Origin of the sequence: Lautropia mirabilis, from assembly GCF_900637555.1 — a bacterium.
Lineage (GTDB): Bacteria > Pseudomonadota > Gammaproteobacteria > Burkholderiales > Burkholderiaceae_E > Lautropia > Lautropia mirabilis.
Map to the genome: position 1 here is coordinate 920,610 of NZ_LR134378.1, position 21,943 is coordinate 942,552.

Below are 21,943 nucleotides of genomic sequence, written 5' to 3' on the forward strand. Positions count from 1 at the left end.
CCGGACCCCGGCGCCGGGAACACGCGACTATCAGAACCAGGCTTCCACCTGGGCACCATAGGTCACGGCGCTGCGCTTGTTGGCGAACGAGGTCACGGCCGTGTTGCAGTCACGACCGGTGCAGGCCACGGGGCCGGCATTGGCTGCCGCATCGTTCCACTTCGCGTAGGTGGCAAAGAACCGCAATGCGGGCCGTGCCATCATGCCCGGCCCCATCGAGAACTGCGTGCCCAGCGTCACCTTGGACAGCGTGCGGGTCGATTGCGAATCCTGCTTGACGCGCTGGTGGCTCAGCTCGGAGAACAGGCCCAGCACCTCGTTGATGTTGTAGAGCGGACGGGTGCCCACCCACATCTCGCGCATCTTCACGTCGTTGACCTTGGCGTGGCGATAGCCCACGGTCGAGGTGGCCGACCACTTGCTGTGAGCCGGCTCGTAAAGCCAGTGGTCGAACACCATCCATTCGCGGCGCTTGTCGGTGCTGCCACCCACACCGTAGCCCTTCAGCAGGGCTGCATCGTGGGCAAACTGCAGCACCAGCGAGTTCGTGCCGCCCAGGCCGAAGGCATTGGCCTGCTCGTGAGACAGGGTGAACGCCGTGCCGTTGTTGCCCGACTTGTTGTCGATGGTCCGGGTCTCGCGCACCACCACGTCCACATTCGGCGTGGCCGGATTGTTGTCCAGGTCCACCGACTGCGTGGTGTCCACCGTGTAGGTGCTGGTGCCGTCGCGATTGCTGGCGCGCACCAGGTCCATGCCCACCGTCAGCTTGCCGCCCGGATTGACCCCGATCTCTTCCAGCCGGAAGTCATGCACCGTGGCCGAACGCGAACCGCCCCCGATCAGGTCGGGGTTGTAGCCGCCGAGTCCGTTGTTGACCCCATAGCCGGTGAAGTCGCCCATCCGGAACATCGCGTAGGCGAACTTGCCCGGGCCCAGCGTCACGTTGTCCAGACCGAAGCCCGGACCCTGACCCGGCTCCCAGTACGTGTAGTCCATCATGTGGACATCGGGATTCTTGTAGAAGCGCTTGCCCACCCACAGGATCGCCCCGTCCAGGGCCCGCACGTCCAGCGACGAGCCGATGTCCGTGGCCGTCACGAACAGCTCGCGCAGTGCTGGCGTGCTCTGCTCCCAGTTGGCCATGCCCTGGGTACCGTGCGACAGCGTGATCTTGGCGTCGAACTTGGTGCCCTTGACCTCACCCAGGTGCGACCCCAGCTTCAAATCCACGTAGGAATCGCATTCGTTACCCAGGCGGAAGAACGTTGCCGCACCCGGCAGGCGGAAGCAGGCCTGCGAACCACCATCGGACGTGGTGCCAGCGCCGCTGCGCATGTAGGCACCAAACGAGAAGGTGGGGGTGTTGGTCTCCTCGGCCATGGCCGATGTACTCAGGCACGACATGGCCAGTACGATGCCCGTACCGGCTGCGGCCATCATCTGCGTCTTCTTCAAGAGAGCTCCTTTCTACTTCAGGCAAAAGGGTTGGGGGTAGAGAGAGGGGCGGCTGGCCGGAACAGGGTGAGCTGGTCTGGCCGCCGCCGGCAACCGGATGCCGGATCCCGCAGCGCGGAGAACCCGGTATCCGGTCGGGAGGTCAGGCGTGAGCACCTGACTCCGGTGCGCGGATCTCCAGCCAGAGCACCCCGTAAGGTGCCAGCGTCACACCGTGGCGCAGGTTGTACGTGCGGTCGGTCAGCAGGTCGCGCACCGGATGGTCGGGCATGGCCTGGAAGACCTGGGCCGGGCAGTGCTGCTCGAACTCGCTGTAGTTGGCCAGCACCAGCACCGTCTGCTCGGCGCTGCTGCGCGTGTAGCCCAGCACGGCCGGATTGGCAGCCCGGTAGCCGATCAGCTCGCCCCCGGCGAAAGCCGGCGTGTTGGCGCGGATGATGATCATGCTGCGCAGGCCGGTGAAGATCTGGCCGGGCACCGTGTTGGGGTTGTTGCGCTGCTCGTAGCGGGCCACATCGCGGCGCGGGCGGTGGATCCAGCGGCTGTCGTCGGCCTCGTCGGGCGAGTTCAGGTAGCTGGGATCATTCAACGTGCCCACCTCGTCGCCCAGATAGATCAGCGGCAGGCCGCCCGTGCTCAGGATCGTGCTGAACAGCAGCAGCATTCGTTGCACCGCCAGCGGGTCGCCCTGCTCCAGACCGGCCAGCGAGGCGAAGGTGCCGCTCACGCGGGCATCGCCCGTGTCGGGGTTCTCCTGGAAGGGGACGCCGCGCGCGAAGCTGCCGGGGAAGCGGTTGTTGTAGAACCGGTTCAGGAACTTGCGGTGGTCGTAGCCGTTGATGCCGAACTGGGCGGCATCCTCGTCGGCAAAGGTCCAGCCGATGTCATCGTGGCTGCGCACATAGTTCACCCAGGCCGTGTCGTGCGGCAGGTGGTGCCATTTCTCCAGCGCCTGCTGCAGCAGGTTCACCTCGCGGGTGGCCAGCGAGTTCCATTGCAGCGCCATCTGCAGCGGGTTGTACGACAGCTGGCACTCTTCCGGCGAGATGTAGGACATCACCTCGGCCGGGTGCACGATGGCTTCAGACTTGAAGAGCAGCGATGGTGCGGCGATCCGGGCCAGTGCGTTGAAGGCGCGGATCAGGTTGTGCACCTCGGGCAGGCTCTCGCAGGGGGTGCCCGGGCGCTTCCAGACGAAGGCCACCGCGTCCAGACGCAGGATCTCGGCGCCCAGGTTGGCAATGGCCAGCATCTCGCCCGCCATGGCGTTGAACACCGCCGGGTTGCTGTAGTTCAGGTCCCACTGGAACGTGTGGAAGGTCGTCCAGATCCAGCGGCCGTCGGGCAGCTGCGAGAAGGCACCCCGGTGCTCGTCCGGGAAGATCTCGCGCACCGTGCGCTCGTAGATGTCGGGCTGGGTGCGGTCGGGGAACAGGAAATAGAAGTCCTTGTAGGCGGGATCACCCTTCACGGCGGCCTGTGCCCAGGGGTGGTCGTTGGCCGTGTGGTTGAAGATGAAGTCCAGCACCAGGCTGATGCCTTCCTTGCGCAGGGCCTTGGCCAGCGCCCGCAGATCCTCGATCGTGCCGATCTCGGGGTTCACGTCACGGTAGCTGCTGACCGCATAGCCGCCGTCGCTGTTGCCCGGGGGGACCTTGAACGGGGGCATCAGGTGCAGGTAGGAAAGTCCCAGCTCCTTGAAGTAGGGAATCTGGTCCTGCAGGTTCTTCAGGTTGCCGGCGAAGCGGTCCACATAGAGGACGCCGCCCACCACCTTCTCCGACTGGAACCAGGTGGGGTTCTTCTCACGAGCCTCGTCCAGCGCCTTCATCTCCTTCGGGCGCTCGGACCAGCCCGTCCAGGCCATCTCGATCAGTGCATCAAGCTGCGCCAGGAAGTCCGGACGATGCCCGTAGAGGGGCTGCAGATTGTCCAGCAGCGCCGGAAGATGGGTTTTCAGTCGATCCTCGAACTGCTGCCACTGAGCACCGGAGGCCTTGCGGCCCAGACGGTGCACCAGCGCATTTCGCACATGTTCGAAAGCCAGGGTCTGTTGTTGTTCCAGTGTCAGCATGGCCATGCCCGTCCTGCAGGGGGTTGCGTGATGCGCATACATGAAAATGAGGTTGGTTGTGACACGCGGCCGCCTTCATGGTGCCAGGCCCTCCTGCCAGCCTGGCCCAGGCGTTTTCACGTTCGTAACCCGAACGTTGCAACACGTCACATCGCAAAAATGTACTACGCCCGGGGGTAACGCAGCGCAGCAAAACCTACGGGCAGACGTGGAATCTGCAAAATGGCAGGGAACGCGACCAGATTGCCTAATCGGTAGGCATGTCAGCGCCCCGATGAGGCCGGAAACGTGACTGAAGAGGGCATGCGGGCCTGGCAGGGCAGGGAAAGACCCCGGGATGACCCTGGCATGCTGCAGGCGCACATGACAGACTGGAAACCTGTGGCCTGTCGACCCTCTGCTACCGACGGTGCCCGGCCGGTTCCGGGTGGCCCTGCCAGTTGATCGCCGCCTTGGGCGCAGGTGCGCCGGCCGTGACGCACCGCCCTCTCATGGTTGCGTCCAGGGGGTGGCCGGTTTATACTTCCCCGCTTTGGTAAGGCTTGCGGCCAATCGAAGCCGCAGGTGTCGATAATCGCTTGAAGGGGGTCTCCGCATGGGGTCTCAGGCTGATGTTTCCGGCGGCGCCGGAAGTCAGGCTAGTTCCGCTTTTGGTCTGCTGGGCCGAAAGGTCGGAATGATGCGAATCTTTACTGATGATGGTGAAAGCATTCCTGTCACCGTCATCGATGTTTCCGGTAACCGGGTCTCGCAGGTCAAGTCCGTCGAAAAGGACGGCTACTCTGCCGTTCAGCTCGTCTACGGCGAGCGTCGCGCATCCCGCGTCAATGCCGCTGAAGCAGGTCACTATGCCAAGGCTGGCGTCCAGGCCGGTACCGTGGCAGCCGAATTCCACGTCTCGCCCGAGCGTGCTGCCGAAGTTCCGGCCGGCACGGTGCTGGGCGCAGATCACTTCGTGGTCGGTCAGTACATCGACGTGCAGGGTACCTCGCAAGGTAAAGGCTTTGCCGGCACCATCAAACGTCACAACTTCGGTTCCCAGCGTGCCTCGCACGGTAACTCGCGTTCGCACCGCGTTCCGGGTTCCATCGGCATGGCGCAGGATCCGGGTCGCGTGTTCCCGGGTCAGCGCATGTCCGGTCAGATGGGTAACGTCACCCGCACCGTCCAGAATCTGGTCGTCGAGCGCATCGACACCGAGCGTGGTCTGTTGCTGGTTCGTGGCGCCGTGCCGGGCTCGGCTGGCGGTCATCTGGTCATCACCCCGTCGGTCAAGCGCCGCCTGAAGCCCGTCCGGGCCGAGGCAGCCGAGGCCAAGGGCAAGGCTTGAGAGAGGATCGTTCGAACATGGAACTGAATATCTTGAACGATCAGGGTCAGAAGGCTGGCGCCGTCTCGGTGGTTGACACCGTTTTCGGCACCGACTTCAATGAGCCGCTGATTCACCAGATCGTCGTGGCCTACCAGGCCAACGCCCGCAGCGGCAATCGTGCCCAGAAGGACCGTACCGAGGTCCGTCACTCCACGAAGAAGCCGTGGCGTCAGAAAGGCACGGGCCGTGCTCGTGCCGGTATGACCTCCAGCCCGCTGTGGCGCGGAGGCGGTCGCATCTTCCCGAACAAGCCGGATGAGAACTTCTCGCAGAAGGTCAACCGGAAGATGTATCGCGCTGGCATGCGCTCCATCCTGTCGCAGCTGGTCCGCGAAGACCGTCTGTCGGTGGTCGAGTCGCTGAAGCTGGAAGCGCCCAAGACCAAACTGCTGGTCGGCAAGCTCAACGGCATGGGTCTGAAGTCCACGCTCATCGTGGTCGACAACGAAGACGAGAACCTGTACCTGGCGGCTCGCAACCTGCCGCACGTGCTGGTGCTCGAAACCCGCCACATCGACCCGCTGTCGCTGGTCCATTACGACAACGTCCTGGTCACCAAGCAGGCGCTGGCGCAGATTCAGGAGATGCTGGGATGAATCCGAATCGTCTGACACAAGTGGTGATCGCTCCGGTCATCTCCGAGAAAAGCACGCTGGTGGGCGAAAAGCAGAACCAGTACGTCTTCCGGGTGATGCAGGACGCCACCAAGGCTGAAGTCAAGGCTGCCATCGAGTCGCTGTTCAAGGTGACCGTCGATGCGGTCAACGTGGTCAACATCGCGGGCAAGCAGAAGCGCTTCGGCCGCAGCATGGGGCGTCGGCGGAACATCCGCAAGGCGTATGTCAGTCTGGCAGCGGGCCAAGAGATCAATTTCGCGGAGACCAAGTAAATGCCGGTCGTGAAACTGAAACCGACGTCGCCCGGCCGCCGGGCGATGGTCAAGGTCGTTACCCCGACCTTGCACAAGGGCGCCCCGGTTGCGTCGCTGATCGAGCCGAAGAAACGCGGCTCGGGTCGCAACAACCTGGGTCACATCACCACCCGTCATCGTGGTGGTGGCCACAAGCGTCATTACCGGATCGTCGACTTCCGCCGCAACAAGGACGGTATTCCCGCCCGCGTCGAGCGCCTGGAATATGATCCGAACCGTAGCGCCCACCTGGCCCTGCTGCTGTACGCAGACGGCGAGCGTCGCTACATCCTGGCACCGCGTGGCGTTTCGGCCGGCGCTGAACTGATGTCCGGTTCCGAGGCACCGATCCGCGCCGGCAACACCCTGCCCATCCGCAACATCCCTGTGGGTTCCACGATCCACAACATCGAGATGCAGCCGGGCAAGGGCGGTCAGATCGCTCGTTCCGCCGGTGGTTCCGCACAGCTGCTGGCCCGTGAAGGCGTCTACGCGCAGGTTCGTCTGCGTTCCGGCGAGATCCGTCGCATCCACATCGAGTGCCGTGCAACCCTGGGCGAAGTCGGCAACGGCGAGCACAGCCTGCGCCAGATCGGCAAGGCCGGTGCCACCCGCTGGCGTGGTATCCGCCCGACAGTCCGTGGCGTGGCCATGAACCCGATCGACCACCCGCACGGTGGTGGTGAGGGTCGCACGGGTGAGGGCCGCGTGCCTGTCAACCCGTGGGGCAAGCCGACCAAGGGCTATCGCACCCGTCGCAACAAGCGCAGCGATTCGATGATCGTTCAGCGGCGCAAGAAGAAATAACCGGTAATACGACATGGCACGTTCAATCAAGAAGGGTCCGTTTGTCGACCATCACTTGCTGGCAAAAGTCGATGCAGTTGCATCGGGCAAGGACAAGCGCCCAATCAAAACCTGGTCGCGTCGTTCGACGGTTCTGCCTGAGTTCATTGGCCTGACCATTGCCGTCCACAACGGCAAGCAGCACGTTCCGGTGTTCATCAACGAGAACATGGTGGGTCACAAGCTGGGTGAATTCGCGCTGACTCGCACGTTCAAAGGGCACGCCGCCGACAAGAAGGCCAAGCGCTGATGGTGAGGGCCGCCGCAGACCTCGTGTCGAAGGTGGCCCGCCCCATGTTGGCCTGACAAGATCAAGGGAAAGTTGACGAGATGGAAACTCAAGCAGTCCTGCGCGGTGTCCGGATTTCTGCCCAGAAGGGTCGCCTGGTGGCAGACCAGGTTCGCGGAAAGTCGGTGGAAGCTGCGCTCAATATCCTGAATTTCTCGCCCAAGAAAGCGGCGAAGATTCTCAAGAAGGTGCTCGAATCGGCCATTGCCAATGCCGAGCACAACGATGGTGCAGACGTGGACGAACTCCGGGTCAGCCGGGTTCACGTCGAGAAAGGCCAGTCGCTGCGTCGCTTCTCGGCGCGCGCCAAGGGTCGTGGCGTCCGCATCGAGAAACAAACCTGCCATATCTACCTGACGGTCGGTACTGGCAAGAAGTCCTGAGCTGAGGAAGGACCGAGAAAATGGGACAGAAAATTCACCCGACCGGATTCCGGCTTGCCGTCAGCCGCAACTGGGCTTCGCGTTGGTATGCAGGTAACAAAGACTTCGCCGGCAAGCTTGCAGAAGACCTGCAAGTGCGCGAGTTCCTCAAGAAGCGCCTGAAGAACGCCTCGGTCGGCCGCGTGCTGATCGAGCGTCCTGCCAAGAACGCACGCATCACCATCTACTCGGCTCGTCCGGGCGTGGTGATCGGCAAGAAGGGCGAGGACATCGAGCGTCTGAAGGTCGAGCTGACCAAGATGCTGGGCGTGCCCGTGCACGTCAACATCGAGGAAATCCGCAAGCCTGAGGTGGATGCTCAGCTGATCGCTGATTCCATCACCCAGCAGCTGGAAAAGCGCATCATGTTCCGCCGCGCCATGAAACGCGCCATGCAGAACGCCATGCGCCTGGGTGCCCAGGGCATCAAGATCATGAGCGCCGGTCGTCTGAACGGTGCCGAGATCGCCCGTACCGAGTGGTATCGCGAAGGTCGTGTGCCCCTGCACACCCTGCGCGCCGACGTGGACTACGGCACCTCCGAAGCTCAGACCACCTACGGCATCATCGGTGTGAAGGTGTGGGTCTACAAGGGCGACACCCTGGGTCGTGGCGAAGCGCCCGAGACCACCGAGAAGGAAGCCGCCGGCAACGAGCGTGAAGACCGTCGCGGTCGCCGCCCGGGCCGTCCTGGTGCTGCCCCCGGTCGTGGTCGTCGTCGTGAGGCCGGCGCCGAAGGCGCCGATGCCCGCGCCCCTGGTCGTCGCGCGCCCCGCAAGGCTGCTGCCGAGGCAGCTCCTGCCACGGCAGAAGACAAGGGCGACAACTGATGGGTCTGCCTGTGCAGTCCGATGAGTGAACCAAGCTAAGGTAGAAGAATCATGTTGCAACCCTCCAGACGTAAATACCGGAAGGAACAGAAAGGCCGCAACACGGGTCTCGCCACCCGTGGCGCCTCCGTTGCCTTCGGTGAATTCGGCCTGAAGGCGACCGCTCGTGGTCGCCTCACGGCTCGTCAGATCGAATCGGCTCGTCGTGCCATGACGCGTCACATCAAACGGGGTGGTCGGATCTGGATCCGCATCTTCCCGGACAAGCCGATTTCCCAGAAACCTGCGGAAGTCCGTATGGGTAACGGTAAGGGCAACCCGGAATACTGGGTCGCCGAGATCCAGCCCGGCAAGGTGCTCTATGAAATGGACGGCGTGAACGAAGCGCTGGCCCGTGAAGCCTTCGCCCTGGCTGCGGCCAAGCTGCCGTTGTCCACGGTTTTCGTCACCCGTCAGATTGGCGCCTGACGCCAACTGGAGTCGAAGATGAAAGCGACAGAACTGAGAACCAAGGACGTGGCAGGTCTGCAGCAGGAGCTGAGTGATCTGGGCCGCGCGCATTTCGCGCTGCGCATGCAGATTGCCACCCAGCAGAACAGCAATACCGCCCAACTGAAGCGGCTGCGCCGCGACATTGCTCGCGTGCAGACCGTCATCAAAGAGAAGCAGGTGGCAGCCAAATGAGTGATCAAGCAGCGGTGCAAACCACCAACACCTCCCGCACCCGCACCCTCACCGGCCGGGTCACCAGCAACAAGATGCAGAAGACCGTGACCGTGCTGGTCGAGCACAAGGTCAAGCATCCGGTGTACGGCAAGTACGTTGTGCAGTCCAAGAAGTACCATGCACACACCGACGCGCAGTACAACGAGGGCGACATCGTCGAGATCCAGGAAGGTCGTCCGGTCTCGAAGACCAAGTCCTGGTACGTTTCCCGTCTGCTGACCGCCGCCAAGGTGGTCTGATCCAGTCGGATACGGCACTAGCACAACGCCCGGCCTTGCGCCGGGCGTTGTGCTTTCCAGGTTGGAAAATTCCTTGGTCAGGCTTGTAAAAAGTCGGGAACTTTCCTATACTCCAAGTCTTCCCAGCGCCAAGCGTGACATCCTCGTCATTCAAGGCTTGGGACTGCCGGTCAGGCGCGCGACACAAGCGGTCGCATCGTCTTTCGGCAACGCGATCGGTTCAGTCCGCTCAGCCTAGGTGGCTTTGCCCAAGGCATCCACGGGCGGTCAGGGCAGGTCGTTTCAATGAATTCAATCCGATCGGTTGTCCCGGCGTGGGCCAATCGGTCAACGGAACCAAGACTGGTCTGCGGCGGTATTGCCAACGCGGGTCCAAGTTGGGCAAGAAATCGTCAGGATATTGCAATGATTCAGATGCAGTCGACGCTGAGTGTCGCCGACAACACGGGGGCGCGCGAGGTCATGTGTATCAAGGTGCTCGGTGGCAGCAAGCGCCGCTACGCCGGAATCGGTGACATCATCAAGGTCTCTGTCAAGGAAGCGCAGCCTCGTGGCCGCGTGAAGAAAGGCGAGATCTATAACGCGGTCGTCGTGCGTACCGCCAAGGGCGTGCGTCGCCCCGACGGCTCGCTGCTGCGTTTTGATGGCAACGCCGCCGTGCTGCTCAACAGCAAGCTTGAGCCGATCGGCACCCGTATCTTCGGGCCTGTCACGCGTGAGCTGCGTACCGAGCGGTTCATGAAAATCGTCTCGCTGGCACCGGAAGTGCTTTGAGCCTGCCGATCAACACGCGATTCAAGCCGAGGGCTGTTTAATCATGATGCAAAAGATTCGTAAGGGTGATGAGGTCATCGTCATCGCCGGGCGGGACAAGGGCAAGCGCGGTACCGTCACCCAGCGCGTGGACGACCGTCACCTGCTCGTCGACGGTGTCAACATCGTCAAGAAGCACGTCAAGCCGAACCCCATGCGGGGAACCAGCGGCGGCGTGGTGGACAAGTCGATGCCCATCGACCAGTCCAACGTGATGCTGTTCAACCCCACGTCCGGCAAGGGCGACCGGGTTGGATTCAAGGTTCTTGAGGATGGTCGCAAGGTCCGCGTCTTCAAGTCCAACGGCGAAGAGCTGAAGTCCTGATTCCTGCAGGAATCGGAAGACCCAAAAGGAAACATCGATGGCGCGTCTCTTAGAAACCTATCGTGAAAAGCTCGTTCCCGAGCTGACCAAGCGATTCGGCTACAAATCCGTGATGGAAGTGCCCCGGATCACCAAGATCACGCTGAACATGGGCGTGGGTGAAGCGGTTGCCGACAAGAAGATCATGGACAACGCCGTGGCCGACCTGGCCAAGATCGCCGGCCAGAAGCCCGTGGTTACCAAGGCCCGCAAGGCCATTGCCGGCTTCAAGATCCGGGAAGGCTATCCCATTGGCTGCATGGTCACCCTGCGTGGTGTCCGCATGTATGAGTTCCTGGATCGTCTGATCACCGTGGCCCTGCCGCGTGTGCGTGACTTCCGGGGCGTGTCCGGCCGTTCCTTCGACGGTCGCGGCAACTACAACTTCGGTGTCAAGGAACAGATCATGTTCCCCGAGATCGAGTATGACAAGGTTGACGCACTGCGTGGTCTGAACATCAGCATCACGACGACCGCAAAAACCGACGAGGAAGCCAAGGCGCTGCTGTCCGCTTTCCGGTTTCCGTTCCGCAACTGAGGTTGGCTGGCATTAGCCGAAAACCGAAGCTGACCTCCAGGGGTGAATGAATGGCAAAGGCATCCATGATCGAGCGCGAGAAGAAGCGCGAAGCACTGGTCAAGAAGTACGCCGCCAAGCGCGCAGCACTTCAGGCCATCATCGATGATCAATCCAAATCCGACGAGGAGCGCTATCAGGCGCGTCTCGCCATCCAGAAACAACCGCGCGCTGCCAGTCCCACGCGCATGCGCAAGCGCTGCGCCCTCACGGGTCGTCCGCGCGGCGTTTTCCGCAAGTTCGGCCTGGGCCGCAACAAGCTGCGTGAATTCGCCATGCGGGGCGAGATCCCCGGGCTGACCAAAGCCAGCTGGTAACTGCGTCGGAGTGAAAGAAGTGATCAAGTTTGAATCGAATTCGGCCAAGCTGGGCGTCAAGCCGGCACTGGCCTGCTACGGGAGCGATTACCAATGAGCATGAGCGATCCGATCGCCGACATGTTCACGCGGATCCGCAACGCGCAGCGCGTCGAGAAGGAATCCGTCGTGATCCCGTCGTCCAAACTGAAGGTGGCCATCGCCCGCGTTCTGCAGGAAGAAGGCTATGTCGAGGGCTTTGAAGTCCTCGAGAACGACGGCAAGCCGCTGCTGAAAGTGGCACTGAAGTACTATGCCGGCCGTCCGGTCATCGAGCGCCTCGAGCGGGTGTCGCGTCCTGGTCTGCGGATCTACAAGGCGCGCAACGACCTGCCTCAGGTGATGAACGGCCTGGGCGTTGCCATCATCACCACGTCCCAGGGCGTGATGACCGATCGCAAGGCACGTCAGACCGGCATCGGCGGCGAAGTGCTGGGTTACGTCGCTTAAGGAGGCCAGAACATGTCCCGTATCGGAAAGATGCCGATCGCCGTGCCCAAGGGTGCGGAGGTCAAGCTGGCTGCCGACAGCATTACCGTCAAGGGCCCGCTGGGCACCCTGACCCAGGCAATCAATCCCAACGCGCAGATCAAGCAGGAAGGCGAACAGCTGCTGGTCAGCCCTACCAACGACTCGGCTGAAGCCAACGCCATGTCGGGTACGCTGCGTGCGCTGGTGGCCAACATGGTCAACGGCGTCACCAAGGGCTTCGAGCGTCGCCTCACGCTGGTCGGCGTGGGCTTTCGTGCACAGGCTCAAGGCAGCAACCTCAACCTGTCGCTCGGTTTCTCGCACCCTATCGTGCATAAGCTGCCGGAAGGCGTGAAGGCGGAAACGCCCAGCCAGACGGAGATCGTGCTGAAAGGGGCCGACAAGCAGAAGGTTGGTCAGGTGGCCGCCAACATCCGTGCCTATCGTCCGCCCGAGCCCTATAAGGGCAAGGGTGTTCGCTACTCGGATGAGCGGGTCACGTTGAAAGAAACCAAGAAGAAGTAAGGGCACGAGAGGGTGATCGCCCACGGGTCGGCCAGAAGGGCCGACCGGCAGCGGGCCGATCATCCGGGTGCAAGGAACAGAGATGGCATTTGACAAAAAGGCATCGCGCCTGCGGCGTTCGCGCCAGACGCGGCACAAGATCAGCGAGTTGCGCGTCAACCGCCTGTCCGTTTTCCGCAGCAATGCGCATATCTACGCCAACATCCTGTCGCCTGAGGGTGACCGGGTCCTGGTGTCGGCTTCCACGGTTGAAGCCGATGTGCGTGCCGAGCTGGCCAAGAAGCCGGGTCGTGGCGGCAACGTCAGTGCAGCGTCGATCGTCGGCAAGCGCGTGGCAGAGAAGGCACTGAAAGCTGGTATCGAATCGGTTGCGTTCGATCGCTCCGGCTATCGCTATCACGGACGGGTCCGCGCGCTGGCTGAAGCCGCACGCGAGGCCGGACTGAAGTTCTGAGGACGGAAAACGAATGGCAAAGGTTCAGGCACGTGGCCCGCAGCGCGGGGCCGATGAGCGTGATGACGGTCTGAAGGAAAAGATGATCGGCATCAACCGGGTCACCAAGGTTGTTAAAGGTGGTCGGATTCTGGGTTTTGCAGCCCTGGTCGTGGTTGGTGACGGTGATGGTCGCGTCGGCATGGGCAAGGGCAAGGCCCGCGAGGTGCCCGTGGCGGTGCAGAAAGCCATGGACGAAGCACGCCGCAAGATGTTCAAGGTGCCCCTGCGCAGCGGCACGGTTCCTCACGTCGTCGAAGGCCGTCACGGCGCTTCGCGCGTGTACATCGCTCCGGCTGCTGACGGTACCGGCGTGATTGCCGGCGGTCCGATGCGTGCCGTGTTCGAGGTGCTGGGTGTGAGCAACGTCGTGGCCAAGAGCCATGGCTCCAGCAACCCCTACAACATGGTCCGTGCAACGCTGGACGCCTTCCGTAATTTGTCGACCCCGGCCGAGATCGCTGCCAAGCGCGGCAAGACGGTCGAGGAAATCTTGGGTTGAACGTCCGCTGAGACCGCGGACGTTCAGTCTGGAGAGACTTGATGAGCAACGAACAGAAGAAAACGGTCAAAGTGAAGCTGGTCCGTAGCCCCAGCCGTACGGTTGGTGGGCATCGTGACACGGTTCTCGGCCTTGGCCTGAAGCGGATGAATCAGGTCCGCGAACTGGAAGATACGCCCGCGGTGCGCGGCATGATCACCAAGGTGGCATACCTGGTCAAGGTGGTGGATTGATATGCGACTGAATGACTTGAAACCCGCAGAAGGTGCCCGGCACGCCGCCAAGCGTGTCGGTCGCGGCATCGGTTCCGGCCTGGGCAAGACGGCCGGTCGTGGCCACAAGGGCCAGAAATCCCGTTCCGGCGGCTTCCACAAGGTTGGTTTCGAAGGCGGTCAGATGCCGCTGCAGCGTCGTCTGCCCAAGCGCGGCTTCAAGTCGCTGCAGGCTGGCCGCGTTGCCGAGGTGCGCCTGTCGGACCTGCAGCGTCTGGAAGCCACCGACATCGATCTGGGCGTGCTGAAGGCCGCCGGCATCGTGTCGCAGCTGGCGCTGTCCGCCAAGGTCATCCTGGCCGGCGAGATCAAGCGCAAGGTGTCCCTGGTTGGCGTGGGTGCCACCAAGGGTGCTCGCAGCGCCATTGAGGCCGCTGGTGGCAGCGTCCAGGATCCTGTCGCTGAACAAGCTGCGGCCTGAGTAAATGGCAACCAATCGGTCAGTGCAGGCTCGTGAGGCCAACAAGTACGGCGACTTGAAGCGCCGTCTTGTGTTTCTGCTGCTGGCGCTCGTGGTGTTCCGCATCGGCACCCACATCCCTGTGCCCGGAATCAATCCGGACGCGATGGCGGAACTCTTCGGTAACCAGGAAGGTGGTGTCCTCGGCCTGTTCAACCTCTTCTCGGGTGGCGCGCTCAGCCGGTTCTCGGTGTTTGCGCTGGGGATCATGCCGTACATCTCGGCATCGATCATCATGCAGCTGCTGACGGTCGTGGTGCCGTCGCTCGATCAGATCAAGAAGGAAGGCGAGGCCGGTCGGCGCATCATCACCAAGTACACGCGGTGGGCTACGCTGGCACTGGCCACGTTCCAGGCACTGGGCATTTCGGTGGCGCTGGAGTCTCAGGGCAACCTGGTCTCCGACCCCGGTTTCATGTTCCGGGTGGTCGCGGTCATCTCGCTGGTTACCGGCACGATGTTCCTGATGTGGCTGGGCGAACAGATTACCGAACGGGGTCTGGGCAACGGCATCTCGCTGATCATCTTCTCCGGCATTGTGTCCGGCCTGCCTGGCGCCATTGGCGGCATGGGCTCGCTGGTCAGCAACGGCAACATGAACCCGGTGGCGGCGCTGATCATCATGGCGTTGGTCATTCTGGTGACGGCCTTCGTGGTCTTCATCGAGCGCGGTCAGCGTCGGATCACCATCAACTACGCCAAGCGTCAGGTCGGTAACAAGATCTATCAGGGGCAGACCTCCTATCTGCCGTTGAAGCTGAACATGGCCGGCGTCATCCCGCCGATCTTTGCCAGCTCCATCATCCTGTTCCCGGCCACCCTTGCGCAGTGGTTCACCTCCGGTGACAGCGAGAACGTCGCGGTCCGCACGCTGCGGGACGTGGCCGCCACGCTGTCTCCTGGTCAGCCGGTGTACATGTTGCTGTACGCCATCGCCATCATCTTCTTCTGCTTCTTCTACACGGCCCTGCAGTACAACAGCCGTGACACAGCCGAGAATCTGAAGAAAAGTGGTGCTATGCTCCCGGGCATCCGCCCTGGCGAGCAGACGGCCAAGTACATCGACAAGGTACTGACTCGGCTGACGGCCGTGGGGGCGCTCTACATCACGCTGGTCTGCCTGCTGCCCGAGTTCCTCATCCTGGAGTGGAACGTCCCGTTCTACTTCGGCGGAACCTCGCTGCTGATCATCGTGGTGGTGACGATGGACTTCATGGCACAGGTTCAGACGCACCTGATGTCCAACCAGTACGAAAGCCTGCTGAAGAAAGCAAACTTCAAGGGGCTGGGTTCGATGGGTCGCTGATAGTTCAGCGACCCTTACAGGAAAACAATGTCGAAGGAAGATGTCATCCAGATGCAGGGCGAGGTGTTGGAGAACCTTCCCAACGCCACGTTCCGCGTCAAGCTGGAGAATGGTCATGTGGTCCTTGGCCACATTTCCGGGAAAATGCGGATGCACTACATCCGGATCCTGCCTGGAGACAAGGTGACGGTCGAGCTGACGCCTTACGATCTTTCCAGGGCGCGTATCGTCTTTCGCGCGAAGTAAGACGGGGTGTTTGCCGTGGCGTCCACTGCGGCAGTCATTAGAGGTTAATACGGCGGGGCGAGCCCCGCTTGGTGAGCAAGGGACAGAACATGAAAGTCATGGCCAGTGTCAAGAAGATGTGCCGGAATTGCAAGATCATCAGGCGCAATGGAATTGTCCGCGTTATTTGTGTCGATCCCCGGCACAAGCAGCGTCAGGGTTGAGAGAGGAATCTGAAACATGGCACGTATTGCTGGAGTCAACGTTCCGGATCGTCAGCACACCGTCATCGGTCTGACGGCCATTTACGGCATCGGCCGGGCCCGTGCCCAGGCCATCTGCGCCGCGGTCGGTATCGAGCCTTCCAAGAAGGTCCGCGACCTGAGCGATGCCGAGATGGAGCGCATCCGTGATCAGGTTGGCCGTTTCGTCGTCGAGGGCGACCTGCGTCGCGAAGTCTCGATGTCGATCAAGCGCCTGATGGACCTGGGTTGCTACCGTGGCCTGCGCCACCGTCGTGGCCTGCCGGTCCGTGGTCAGCGTACCCGTACCAACGCACGCACCCGCAAAGGTCCGAGCAAGGCCGGCGTGGCATTGAAGAAGTAAAGGAGCCTGAGCAAAGATGGCACGTAATCCTACAGCGCAGCAGGTTGCGGCTTCCCAGCGCGCCCGCAAGAAAGTCAAGAAGAACGTTTCCGACGGCATCGCGCACGTCCACGCGTCCTTCAACAACACGATCATCACGATCACCGATCGCCAGGGCAACACGCTGTCGTGGGCCACTTCCGGGGGCGCCGGTTTCCGGGGTTCGCGCAAGTCCACGCCGTTTGCAGCCCAGGTGGCGGCTGAAGCCGCCGGCCGGGTCGCCATCGAGTATGGCATCAAGAACCTGGACGTCCGGATCAAGGGCCCTGGCCCTGGCCGTGACTCCTCCGTCCGCGCACTGAACGCGCTGGGCATCAAGATCCTGTCGATCTCGGACGTGACCCCGGTGCCGCACAACGGCTGCCGTCCGCCCAAGAAACGCCGTATCTGATTCTTCCAAGACCACCTTGTTCGACCGGCGGGCACTGATGCCCGCGGCGGACTAACCGCGGCAAGAGCCGCGCAGCAACAAAGGAACGTAAAGTGGCACGTTATACCGGACCGAAGGCGAAACTCTCTCGCCGCGAAGGCACCGATCTCTTCCTGAAGAGCGCTCGTCGCTCCCTCGACTCCAAGGCCAAGGCCGACACCAAGCCTGGACAGCATGGTCGCACCAGCGGCCAGCGCACCAGCGACTATGGCCTGCAGCTGCGTGAGAAGCAGAAAGTCAAGCGCATGTACGGCGTCCTGGAGCGCCAGTTCCGTCGCTACTTCGCCGAAGCTTCCCGCAAGCGCGGCAACACCGGCGAGCTGCTGCTGCAGCTGCTGGAATCCCGTCTCGACAACGTCGTCTACCGCATGGGTCTGGCTTCCACCCGCGCCGAGGCACGTCAGCTGGTCTCGCACCGCGCCATCCTGGTCAACGGTGCCATCCTGAACGTCCCCTCCGCCGCCATCAAGCCCAACGACGTCATCTCCGTCAAGGAATCCGCCAAGAAGCAGGCCCGGATCGTCGACGCGCTGAACCTGGCTGAACAGCACAACTTCCCGTCCTGGGTCTCCGTGGACAAGAACAAGATGGAAGGTGTCTTCAAGGCCTACCCGGATCGGTCCGAGATCGCTGCCGACGTCAATGAAAGCCTGATCGTCGAGCTGTACTCGCGCTGATCGGGTCAAGTGAGGTAAGTCCCTATGCAGACTGCAATGCTCAAGCCACGCCTTGTGGAAGTCCAGGAGATCAGTGGACCTTCGCATGCTCGCGTGGTGATGGAGCCTTTCGAGCGTGGCTACGGCCATACGCTCGGCAACGCATTGCGGCGCGTGCTGCTGTCCTCCATGGTTGGCTACGCGCCGACCGAGGTGCAGATCGCCGGTGTGGTGCACGAGTATTCGACGGTGGACGGGCTGCGTGAAGACGTGGTCGATCTGCTGCTGAACCTGAAAGGCGTCGTTTTCAAACTGCGCGGCCGCAGCGAAGTGTTCCTCACGCTGCGCAAGGAAGTGCCCGGTCCGGTCAAGGCCTCCGATATCGAGCTGCCGCACGATGTCGAGATCATCAACCCCGATCACGTCATTGCGACGCTGACCGAGGGCGGCAAGCTGGACATGCAGATCAAGGTCGAGCAGGGCCGTGGCTATGTGCCCGGCAACATGCGCAACCTGGGTGACAGCAAGACCATCGGCCGCATCGTTCTGGATGCCTCCTTCTCGCCCGTCCGGCGCGTCAGCTACGCGGTCGAAAGCGCCCGTGTGGAACAGCGTACCGACCTGGACCGTCTGCTGATCGACATCGAGACCAACGGCGCCATCGCGCCCGAGGAAGCGGTGCGCAAGTCGGCAGCCATCCTGGTTGACCAGCTGCAGGTGTTCGCCTCCATCGAAGGCAACGATCCGGCTGTGCCCATCGGTGGCAGCCAGACCCCCATGGGCGCCACCATTGGCGGTCACGTTTCCAGCGTGCCGTCGGGCGTCGAAGGTCTGGGTGCCGGCGGTGCTGCTGGCTTCGGTGCGTCCACGGGCACGATCGATCCGATCCTGCTGCGTCCGGTCGACGACCTGGAGCTGACTGTCCGCTCTGCAAACTGCCTGAAGGCCGAGAACATCTATTACATCGGTGATCTGATCCAGCGCACGGAAAACGAGCTGCTGAAGACGCCGAACCTCGGTCGGAAGTCTCTCAACGAAATCAAGGAAGTGCTGGCGTCGCGTGGTCTGACGCTGGGGATGCGGCTGGACGACTGGCCGCCTGCCGGGTTGGAGCGTTCCAGCTGAACCCGCTTCGAAAGAACAGGATCTGAATCATGCGTCATCGTCTCGGCCTCAGAAAACTTAACCGTACCAGCGCGCATCGTCTCGCCATGCTGCGCAACATGACCAACTCGCTGTTGCGTCATGAAGTCATCAAGACCACCCTGCCCAAGGCCAAGGAACTGCGTCGCGTCGTCGAGCCCATCATTACGCTGGGCAAGAAGCCGTCGCTGGCCAACCGCCGTCTGGCTTTCGATCGCCTGCGCGATCGTGAAATGGTGGTCAAGGTCTTCAACGAACTCGGTCCCCGCTACGCTTCGCGTCCGGGCGGCTATGTCCGCATCCTGAAGTTCGGCTTCCGGGATGGCGACAATGCCCCCATGGCTTACGTCGAGCTGCTGGACCGTCCCGAAGTGCCGGAAGGCGCCGAGGAAGAGAAAGCTGCGTAAGCAGTGAGCTCTGCCAGTGTCTTCGGGCACTGGCTCAGCAAAAGAAAATGCCGGGCTTGCCCGGCATTTTTCATTTCGGGGGCACTGCGGATGGCAGCCACCCCTGTTCGTTCATCCCTGACGCTGCCAGCCCGCCAAGCGCCGCCATCCAGGGATCCGGACAGCGGCGCCCGCAGGCGGGCTCATGGGCTCGTCAGCCCTCCAGTTCCTTCAGCCAGTCTGCTGCCTGCAGCGCGTAATACGTCAGGATGCCATTGGCACCGGCGCGCTTCATGGCCAGCAACGCTTCCATCGCCACACCCCGCTCGTCGATCCAGCCATTCTGCGCGGCCGCCTTGATCATGGCGTACTCGCCGCTTACCTGGTAGACGAAGGTGGGCACCTTGAAGGTGTCCTTCACCCGCCGCACGATGTCCAGGTAGGGCAGGCCAGGCTTGACCATCACCATGTCGGCGCCTTCGCGCAGGTCCAGGGCCACCTCGTGCAGTGCTTCGTCGCTGTTGCCGGGGTTCATCTGGTAGGTCTTCTTGGAGCTCTTGCCCAGGTTGGCGGCCGAGCCCACGGCATCCCGGAACGGGCCGTACCAGGCCGACGCATACTTGGCCGAGTACGCCATGATCTGCGTGTGGATGAAGCCCGACTCCTCCAGCGCACGACGGATGACGCCGATGCGGCCGTCCATCATGTCCGATGGCGCCACGATGTCCACGCCGGCCTGGGCCTGCACCAGCGCTTGCTGGCGCAGCAGCGGCAGCGTCTCGTCATTCAGCACATAGCCGCTTTCGTCGATCAGGCCGTCCTGACCATGGCTGGTGTAGGGGTCCAGGGCCACGTCCGTCATCACGCCCAGCTCCGGGAAGCGCGCCTTCAGCGCCCGCACGGTACGGGGCACCAGGCCTTCCGGATCGGTGGCCAGACGGCCGTCCGGGGTCTTCAGATTGCTGGCAATGGCCGGAAACAGCGCCATGACCGGAATTCGGCGCTCCACGCACTGTTCGGCAACCTTCAGAAGCTGCTCGATCGTGTAGCGATGCACGCCGGGCATCGAGCCGACAGGCACGGGGTCGCGCGTGGCTGCCCCGTTGTCCTCGTGGACAAAGACGGGGTAGATCAGATCGTCGGGACGCAGGTGGTGTTCCTGCACCAAGCGTCGGGAAAAGTCCTGCCGTCGGTTGCGGCGCATCCGGACGGTGGGGAATGAGCCCAGGTGGGCACTGGTGTCGGGGTGTGAGATGTCCTGATTCATGGTGATGAATATGATGGATGGCGGATGAGGCAGTTGCGCTCGTACCGCCAGGAGATGTGTTCTTGAAACCGTCGAGCAATGTGGGCCGGCTGCCCGTCGGGCGCTGTGCCCGGCGCTGTCGGACAGCCCGAGGACCAGGGTCAGCGCATCGTCATGCGGGGGGCTGGATCATGCCCTGTTCCTTCAGCAGCATCGGTGCATAGGGGCCGTTGCCCTGCGCCACCAGCGCTGGCCAGTCCTGAGCGCCACTTTCCAGCAGACAGGCAATGACATCGCGCAGCGGCTCGACGCCGGTTCGGTTCAGCGCCGAAAAGAGCTGCAGCAGCACCGGGCCTTCCCGCTGCTGGATGATGGCTTCCTGAAGCAGCTGGCGGCGCACCTCCAGGCCCTGCTGGCGCGAGAGCTTGTCGGCCTTCGTCAGCACCAGGACCAGCGGCAGCACACCGGGAATCCAGGCCAGCAGCTGCCGGTCCAGATCGGTCAGGCCGCGGCGGATGTCCACCATCAGCACGATGCCGGTCAGCGCCTGGCGGCGGGTCATGTAGTCGCCGGCCAGGGCCTGCCAGGATCGCTTGGCTTCGGGGCTGGCCGTGGCAAAGCCATAGCCCGGCGTGTCCACCAGGAAGCCCAGGGGCTCAGGCTGCTTGACGGGGCCCACGGCAAACAGGTTCAGGGCCTGCGTGCGGCCCGGCGTGCGGCTGGAGAAGGCCAGTCGCTTCTGGTTGCACAGGGTGTTGATGCAGGAAGACTTGCCGGCATTGGATCGGCCAACAAAGGCGACCTCCGGCAGTCCATGGGGGTTGGCCCGGTCGAGCTGGGGCAGCTTTGCCACCGTGTCGGCGAAGCGGGCGGTCGTCAGGATGCTCATGCCGCCATTATCCCGTAAACTCGCGCGCCCGGCTCCGACCGTCGTGGTTCCGGTCGCCGTGGCTCCCGGCCGATGGACGGTTGCCGCCAACGCGGCTGGGGGCAAAAAGTTTGATCAGGCGCAACGATTTGTCCGCCCATCGTCGCTATGCTTGGGCGATCCTGAACTAGCTACGAGTAGGTCAATAGGAACATGCGGACGACAGGAACGATGGCAGCGCGACTGGGCATGCAGGATGCCTGTGATTGCCGAGAGACGGCAGCGACGACGGAAGTGTCGGGCATTGCCCTGCGGCTGACCCAGTACCTGCGGCCGCGTGCGCTGGCCGGCCTGGCTGCCGGGCTGATGCTGTGCGCCGCCGGCCCGCTCATGGCCCAGGAGGCCGCCAAGGAAGAAGGGCCGCTCAAGCCGGACCTCAAGGCCGGCCAGGAAACGGTCGAGGAAGTCTGTGCCGCGTGTCACGGCGCAGACGGCAACAGCCAGATTCCCCAGAACCCCAAGCTGGCGGGTCAGCATGCGGAATACATCCGCAAGCAGCTCAAGGACTTTGCGCCCGGTGAGGGTGACAAGCCGGCTGCCCGCGTCAATGCCGTGATGGGTGCCTTTGCCTCCCAGCTCACCCCGCAGGACGTGGTCAACGTGGCCGCCTTCTTTGCCTCGCAGAAGCTCGAGCCCACGGCAGCCCACAATGCCGAATCCATGGAGCTGGGCCGCAACATCTATCGGGGCGGCATCCCGGGCAAGGGCGTGCCGGCCTGTGCCGCTTGCCATGGCCCGGCGGGTGACGGCATGCCGGCCCAGTATCCGGCGCTGCATGGCCAGTTTGCCGAGTACACCCAGGCTCAGCTGGTGGCCTTCCGCGACGGCACCCGTACGAACAACCACCCGATGGCAGCCATTGCCATCCGCATGACCGACCCGGAAATCAAGGCCGTGTCGGACTACATCGCCGGCCTGCGCTCCGAGGCACACTGATCGGTCGCTTTCCCCGCTGCACCGGTTTTCGCCGGTGCGCGGT

The 21,943-nt window shown here is 62.8% G+C and carries 33 protein-coding genes; 29 read left to right on the plus strand and 4 right to left on the minus strand.

Translation table 11 applies throughout. The features are described 5' to 3' along the window. Window positions 1-30: 30 nt before the first annotated feature. Together EL249_RS03695 and EL249_RS03700 are read right to left on the minus strand one after the other, a co-directional pair. Complete coding sequence (locus EL249_RS03695; RefSeq protein ID WP_005674272.1) at window positions 31-1,458, minus strand: maltoporin; 1,428 nt, start codon at window positions 1,456-1,458, stop codon at window positions 31-33. 142 nt (window positions 1,459-1,600) lie between these two features. After that, entirely contained in the window at window positions 1,601-3,538 is a 1,938-nt protein-coding gene (locus EL249_RS03700; RefSeq protein ID WP_005674271.1) for an alpha-amylase family glycosyl hydrolase, read from the minus strand. A gap of 589 nt (window positions 3,539-4,127) precedes the next feature. On the opposite strand from EL249_RS03700, the gene rplC reads away from it, so the two are divergent. From rplC to rplQ, 28 genes are all read left to right on the plus strand, one after another. Continuing rightward, window positions 4,128-4,862, plus strand: coding sequence for a 50S ribosomal protein L3 (gene rplC, locus EL249_RS03705; protein ID WP_050781930.1), 735 nt, complete (start codon window positions 4,128-4,130; stop codon window positions 4,860-4,862). Between the two features lie 17 nt (window positions 4,863-4,879). Next, window positions 4,880-5,500, plus strand: a complete 621-nt coding sequence (gene rplD / locus EL249_RS03710; RefSeq protein WP_005674268.1) for a 50S ribosomal protein L4 — start codon at window positions 4,880-4,882, stop codon at window positions 5,498-5,500. Then, window positions 5,497-5,793: a 50S ribosomal protein L23 gene (gene rplW / locus EL249_RS03715; RefSeq protein ID WP_005674267.1), complete on the plus strand. Its 297-nt coding sequence runs from the start codon at window positions 5,497-5,499 to the stop codon at window positions 5,791-5,793. Before rplD ends, rplW begins: the two co-directional genes overlap by 4 nt. Next, the gene (rplB, locus tag EL249_RS03720) at window positions 5,794-6,621 is read left to right on the plus strand and encodes a 50S ribosomal protein L2 (RefSeq protein WP_005674266.1); all 828 of its coding nucleotides are present in this window, start codon (window positions 5,794-5,796) and stop codon (window positions 6,619-6,621) included. Window positions 6,622-6,634: 13 nt separating this feature from the next. Continuing rightward, window positions 6,635-6,910, plus strand: coding sequence for a 30S ribosomal protein S19 (gene rpsS / locus EL249_RS03725; RefSeq protein ID WP_005674265.1), 276 nt, complete (start codon window positions 6,635-6,637; stop codon window positions 6,908-6,910). Window positions 6,911-6,990: 80 nt separating this feature from the next. Beyond that, window positions 6,991-7,332, plus strand: coding sequence for a 50S ribosomal protein L22 (rplV, locus tag EL249_RS03730; protein WP_005674263.1), 342 nt, complete (start codon window positions 6,991-6,993; stop codon window positions 7,330-7,332). Between the two features lie 20 nt (window positions 7,333-7,352). Continuing rightward, window positions 7,353-8,201: a 30S ribosomal protein S3 gene (gene rpsC / locus EL249_RS03735; protein ID WP_005674261.1), complete on the plus strand. Its 849-nt coding sequence runs from the start codon at window positions 7,353-7,355 to the stop codon at window positions 8,199-8,201. 51 nt (window positions 8,202-8,252) lie between these two features. Further along, complete coding sequence (gene rplP, locus EL249_RS03740) at window positions 8,253-8,669, plus strand: 50S ribosomal protein L16 (RefSeq protein WP_005674260.1); 417 nt, start codon at window positions 8,253-8,255, stop codon at window positions 8,667-8,669. 18 nt (window positions 8,670-8,687) lie between these two features. Then, the gene (gene rpmC / locus EL249_RS03745; protein WP_005674258.1) at window positions 8,688-8,885 is read left to right on the plus strand and encodes a 50S ribosomal protein L29; all 198 of its coding nucleotides are present in this window, start codon (window positions 8,688-8,690) and stop codon (window positions 8,883-8,885) included. Next, a complete protein-coding gene (gene rpsQ / locus EL249_RS03750) occupies window positions 8,882-9,166 on the plus strand; it encodes a 30S ribosomal protein S17 (RefSeq protein ID WP_005674257.1) in 285 nt (94 codons plus the stop codon). The genes rpmC and rpsQ overlap by 4 nt, the downstream gene beginning before the upstream one ends. A 405-nt stretch (window positions 9,167-9,571) precedes the next feature. After that, window positions 9,572-9,940 carry a 50S ribosomal protein L14 gene (gene rplN, locus EL249_RS03755; RefSeq protein WP_005674255.1) on the plus strand — a complete coding sequence of 123 codons (369 nt, stop codon included), beginning with the start codon at window positions 9,572-9,574 and terminating at the stop codon, window positions 9,938-9,940. A gap of 46 nt (window positions 9,941-9,986) precedes the next feature. Continuing rightward, a complete protein-coding gene (gene rplX, locus EL249_RS03760; protein ID WP_040531749.1) occupies window positions 9,987-10,304 on the plus strand; it encodes a 50S ribosomal protein L24 in 318 nt (105 codons plus the stop codon). A gap of 37 nt (window positions 10,305-10,341) precedes the next feature. After that, the gene (gene rplE, locus EL249_RS03765; RefSeq protein ID WP_005674252.1) at window positions 10,342-10,881 is read left to right on the plus strand and encodes a 50S ribosomal protein L5; all 540 of its coding nucleotides are present in this window, start codon (window positions 10,342-10,344) and stop codon (window positions 10,879-10,881) included. 50 nt (window positions 10,882-10,931) lie between these two features. Next, the gene (rpsN, locus tag EL249_RS03770) at window positions 10,932-11,237 is read left to right on the plus strand and encodes a 30S ribosomal protein S14 (RefSeq protein WP_005674251.1); all 306 of its coding nucleotides are present in this window, start codon (window positions 10,932-10,934) and stop codon (window positions 11,235-11,237) included. A 93-nt stretch (window positions 11,238-11,330) separates the two neighbouring features. Then, the gene (gene rpsH, locus EL249_RS03775; RefSeq protein ID WP_005674249.1) at window positions 11,331-11,726 is read left to right on the plus strand and encodes a 30S ribosomal protein S8; all 396 of its coding nucleotides are present in this window, start codon (window positions 11,331-11,333) and stop codon (window positions 11,724-11,726) included. A gap of 12 nt (window positions 11,727-11,738) precedes the next feature. Further along, window positions 11,739-12,272, plus strand: coding sequence for a 50S ribosomal protein L6 (gene rplF / locus EL249_RS03780; protein ID WP_005674248.1), 534 nt, complete (start codon window positions 11,739-11,741; stop codon window positions 12,270-12,272). Between the two features lie 82 nt (window positions 12,273-12,354). Continuing rightward, entirely contained in the window at window positions 12,355-12,726 is a 372-nt protein-coding gene (rplR, locus tag EL249_RS03785; RefSeq protein WP_005674247.1) for a 50S ribosomal protein L18, read from the plus strand. Window positions 12,727-12,739: 13 nt separating this feature from the next. Beyond that, window positions 12,740-13,267 carry a 30S ribosomal protein S5 gene (gene rpsE, locus EL249_RS03790; RefSeq protein WP_005674246.1) on the plus strand — a complete coding sequence of 176 codons (528 nt, stop codon included), beginning with the start codon at window positions 12,740-12,742 and terminating at the stop codon, window positions 13,265-13,267. 41 nt (window positions 13,268-13,308) lie between these two features. After that, entirely contained in the window at window positions 13,309-13,500 is a 192-nt protein-coding gene (gene rpmD / locus EL249_RS03795; protein WP_005674245.1) for a 50S ribosomal protein L30, read from the plus strand. 1 nt (window position 13,501) lies between these two features. Beyond that, on the plus strand, window positions 13,502-13,960 hold the full coding sequence (gene rplO, locus EL249_RS03800; protein WP_005674244.1) for a 50S ribosomal protein L15: 459 nt from the start codon (window positions 13,502-13,504) through the stop codon (window positions 13,958-13,960). Between the two features lie 4 nt (window positions 13,961-13,964). Beyond that, complete coding sequence (gene secY, locus EL249_RS03805; protein ID WP_005674243.1) at window positions 13,965-15,305, plus strand: preprotein translocase subunit SecY; 1,341 nt, start codon at window positions 13,965-13,967, stop codon at window positions 15,303-15,305. Window positions 15,306-15,332: 27 nt separating this feature from the next. After that, complete coding sequence (infA, locus tag EL249_RS03810; RefSeq protein WP_005674242.1) at window positions 15,333-15,551, plus strand: translation initiation factor IF-1; 219 nt, start codon at window positions 15,333-15,335, stop codon at window positions 15,549-15,551. Between the two features lie 89 nt (window positions 15,552-15,640). Continuing rightward, window positions 15,641-15,754, plus strand: coding sequence for a 50S ribosomal protein L36 (gene rpmJ, locus EL249_RS03815; RefSeq protein WP_083799534.1), 114 nt, complete (start codon window positions 15,641-15,643; stop codon window positions 15,752-15,754). A 16-nt stretch (window positions 15,755-15,770) separates the two neighbouring features. Next, a complete protein-coding gene (gene rpsM / locus EL249_RS03820) occupies window positions 15,771-16,136 on the plus strand; it encodes a 30S ribosomal protein S13 (RefSeq protein ID WP_005674241.1) in 366 nt (121 codons plus the stop codon). Window positions 16,137-16,152: 16 nt separating this feature from the next. Next, window positions 16,153-16,566, plus strand: a complete 414-nt coding sequence (gene rpsK / locus EL249_RS03825) for a 30S ribosomal protein S11 (protein WP_005674240.1) — start codon at window positions 16,153-16,155, stop codon at window positions 16,564-16,566. Window positions 16,567-16,658: 92 nt separating this feature from the next. Then, window positions 16,659-17,282, plus strand: a complete 624-nt coding sequence (rpsD, locus tag EL249_RS03830; RefSeq protein WP_005674239.1) for a 30S ribosomal protein S4 — start codon at window positions 16,659-16,661, stop codon at window positions 17,280-17,282. A gap of 24 nt (window positions 17,283-17,306) precedes the next feature. Further along, on the plus strand, window positions 17,307-18,386 hold the full coding sequence (locus EL249_RS03835; protein ID WP_005674238.1) for a DNA-directed RNA polymerase subunit alpha: 1,080 nt from the start codon (window positions 17,307-17,309) through the stop codon (window positions 18,384-18,386). Between the two features lie 29 nt (window positions 18,387-18,415). After that, window positions 18,416-18,811, plus strand: coding sequence for a 50S ribosomal protein L17 (rplQ, locus tag EL249_RS03840; RefSeq protein WP_040530062.1), 396 nt, complete (start codon window positions 18,416-18,418; stop codon window positions 18,809-18,811). 193 nt (window positions 18,812-19,004) lie between these two features. Here rplQ and hemB read toward each other — a convergent pair whose 3' ends face one another. After that, entirely contained in the window at window positions 19,005-20,057 is a 1,053-nt protein-coding gene (gene hemB / locus EL249_RS03845) for a porphobilinogen synthase (RefSeq protein WP_005674235.1), read from the minus strand. A gap of 151 nt (window positions 20,058-20,208) precedes the next feature. Continuing rightward, window positions 20,209-20,925 (minus strand): ribosome biogenesis GTP-binding protein YihA/YsxC, encoded by a 717-nt coding sequence (gene yihA / locus EL249_RS03850; RefSeq protein WP_005674234.1) that lies wholly within the window; start codon window positions 20,923-20,925, stop codon window positions 20,209-20,211. Window positions 20,926-21,246: 321 nt separating this feature from the next. Between yihA and EL249_RS03855 the strand changes: the two genes are divergently transcribed. Next, window positions 21,247-21,900, plus strand: coding sequence for a c-type cytochrome (locus tag EL249_RS03855; RefSeq protein ID WP_390888941.1), 654 nt, complete (start codon window positions 21,247-21,249; stop codon window positions 21,898-21,900). The last annotated feature ends 43 nt before the right edge of the window (window positions 21,901-21,943 follow it).

Excerpts from the sequence above, each read along its gene's own strand:
- EL249_RS03700 (WP_005674271.1), bottom strand. The coding sequence starts at position 3,538 with ATGGCCATGCTGACACTGGAACAACAACAGACCCTGGCTTTCGAACAT.
- rplC (WP_050781930.1), top strand. The coding sequence starts at position 4,128 with ATGGGGTCTCAGGCTGATGTTTCCGGCGGCGCCGGAAGTCAGGCTAGT.
- rplD (WP_005674268.1), top strand. The coding sequence starts at position 4,880 with ATGGAACTGAATATCTTGAACGATCAGGGTCAGAAGGCTGGCGCCGTC.
- rplW (WP_005674267.1), top strand. The coding sequence starts at position 5,497 with ATGAATCCGAATCGTCTGACACAAGTGGTGATCGCTCCGGTCATCTCC.
- rplB (WP_005674266.1), top strand. The coding sequence starts at position 5,794 with ATGCCGGTCGTGAAACTGAAACCGACGTCGCCCGGCCGCCGGGCGATG.
- rpsS (WP_005674265.1), top strand. The coding sequence starts at position 6,635 with ATGGCACGTTCAATCAAGAAGGGTCCGTTTGTCGACCATCACTTGCTG.
- rplV (WP_005674263.1), top strand. The coding sequence starts at position 6,991 with ATGGAAACTCAAGCAGTCCTGCGCGGTGTCCGGATTTCTGCCCAGAAG.
- rpsC (WP_005674261.1), top strand. The coding sequence starts at position 7,353 with ATGGGACAGAAAATTCACCCGACCGGATTCCGGCTTGCCGTCAGCCGC.
- rplP (WP_005674260.1), top strand. The coding sequence starts at position 8,253 with ATGTTGCAACCCTCCAGACGTAAATACCGGAAGGAACAGAAAGGCCGC.
- rpmC (WP_005674258.1), top strand. The coding sequence starts at position 8,688 with ATGAAAGCGACAGAACTGAGAACCAAGGACGTGGCAGGTCTGCAGCAG.
- rpsQ (WP_005674257.1), top strand. The coding sequence starts at position 8,882 with ATGAGTGATCAAGCAGCGGTGCAAACCACCAACACCTCCCGCACCCGC.
- rplN (WP_005674255.1), top strand. The coding sequence starts at position 9,572 with ATGATTCAGATGCAGTCGACGCTGAGTGTCGCCGACAACACGGGGGCG.
- rplX (WP_040531749.1), top strand. The coding sequence starts at position 9,987 with ATGCAAAAGATTCGTAAGGGTGATGAGGTCATCGTCATCGCCGGGCGG.
- rplE (WP_005674252.1), top strand. The coding sequence starts at position 10,342 with ATGGCGCGTCTCTTAGAAACCTATCGTGAAAAGCTCGTTCCCGAGCTG.
- rpsN (WP_005674251.1), top strand. The coding sequence starts at position 10,932 with ATGGCAAAGGCATCCATGATCGAGCGCGAGAAGAAGCGCGAAGCACTG.
- rpsH (WP_005674249.1), top strand. The coding sequence starts at position 11,331 with ATGAGCATGAGCGATCCGATCGCCGACATGTTCACGCGGATCCGCAAC.
- rplF (WP_005674248.1), top strand. The coding sequence starts at position 11,739 with ATGTCCCGTATCGGAAAGATGCCGATCGCCGTGCCCAAGGGTGCGGAG.
- rplR (WP_005674247.1), top strand. The coding sequence starts at position 12,355 with ATGGCATTTGACAAAAAGGCATCGCGCCTGCGGCGTTCGCGCCAGACG.
- rpsE (WP_005674246.1), top strand. The coding sequence starts at position 12,740 with ATGGCAAAGGTTCAGGCACGTGGCCCGCAGCGCGGGGCCGATGAGCGT.
- rpmD (WP_005674245.1), top strand. The coding sequence starts at position 13,309 with ATGAGCAACGAACAGAAGAAAACGGTCAAAGTGAAGCTGGTCCGTAGC.
- rplO (WP_005674244.1), top strand. The coding sequence starts at position 13,502 with ATGCGACTGAATGACTTGAAACCCGCAGAAGGTGCCCGGCACGCCGCC.
- secY (WP_005674243.1), top strand. The coding sequence starts at position 13,965 with ATGGCAACCAATCGGTCAGTGCAGGCTCGTGAGGCCAACAAGTACGGC.
- infA (WP_005674242.1), top strand. The coding sequence starts at position 15,333 with ATGTCGAAGGAAGATGTCATCCAGATGCAGGGCGAGGTGTTGGAGAAC.
- rpmJ (WP_083799534.1), top strand. The coding sequence starts at position 15,641 with ATGAAAGTCATGGCCAGTGTCAAGAAGATGTGCCGGAATTGCAAGATC.
- rpsM (WP_005674241.1), top strand. The coding sequence starts at position 15,771 with ATGGCACGTATTGCTGGAGTCAACGTTCCGGATCGTCAGCACACCGTC.
- rpsK (WP_005674240.1), top strand. The coding sequence starts at position 16,153 with ATGGCACGTAATCCTACAGCGCAGCAGGTTGCGGCTTCCCAGCGCGCC.
- EL249_RS03835 (WP_005674238.1), top strand. The coding sequence starts at position 17,307 with ATGCAGACTGCAATGCTCAAGCCACGCCTTGTGGAAGTCCAGGAGATC.
- rplQ (WP_040530062.1), top strand. The coding sequence starts at position 18,416 with ATGCGTCATCGTCTCGGCCTCAGAAAACTTAACCGTACCAGCGCGCAT.
- hemB (WP_005674235.1), bottom strand. The coding sequence starts at position 20,057 with ATGAATCAGGACATCTCACACCCCGACACCAGTGCCCACCTGGGCTCA.
- yihA (WP_005674234.1), bottom strand. The coding sequence starts at position 20,925 with ATGAGCATCCTGACGACCGCCCGCTTCGCCGACACGGTGGCAAAGCTG.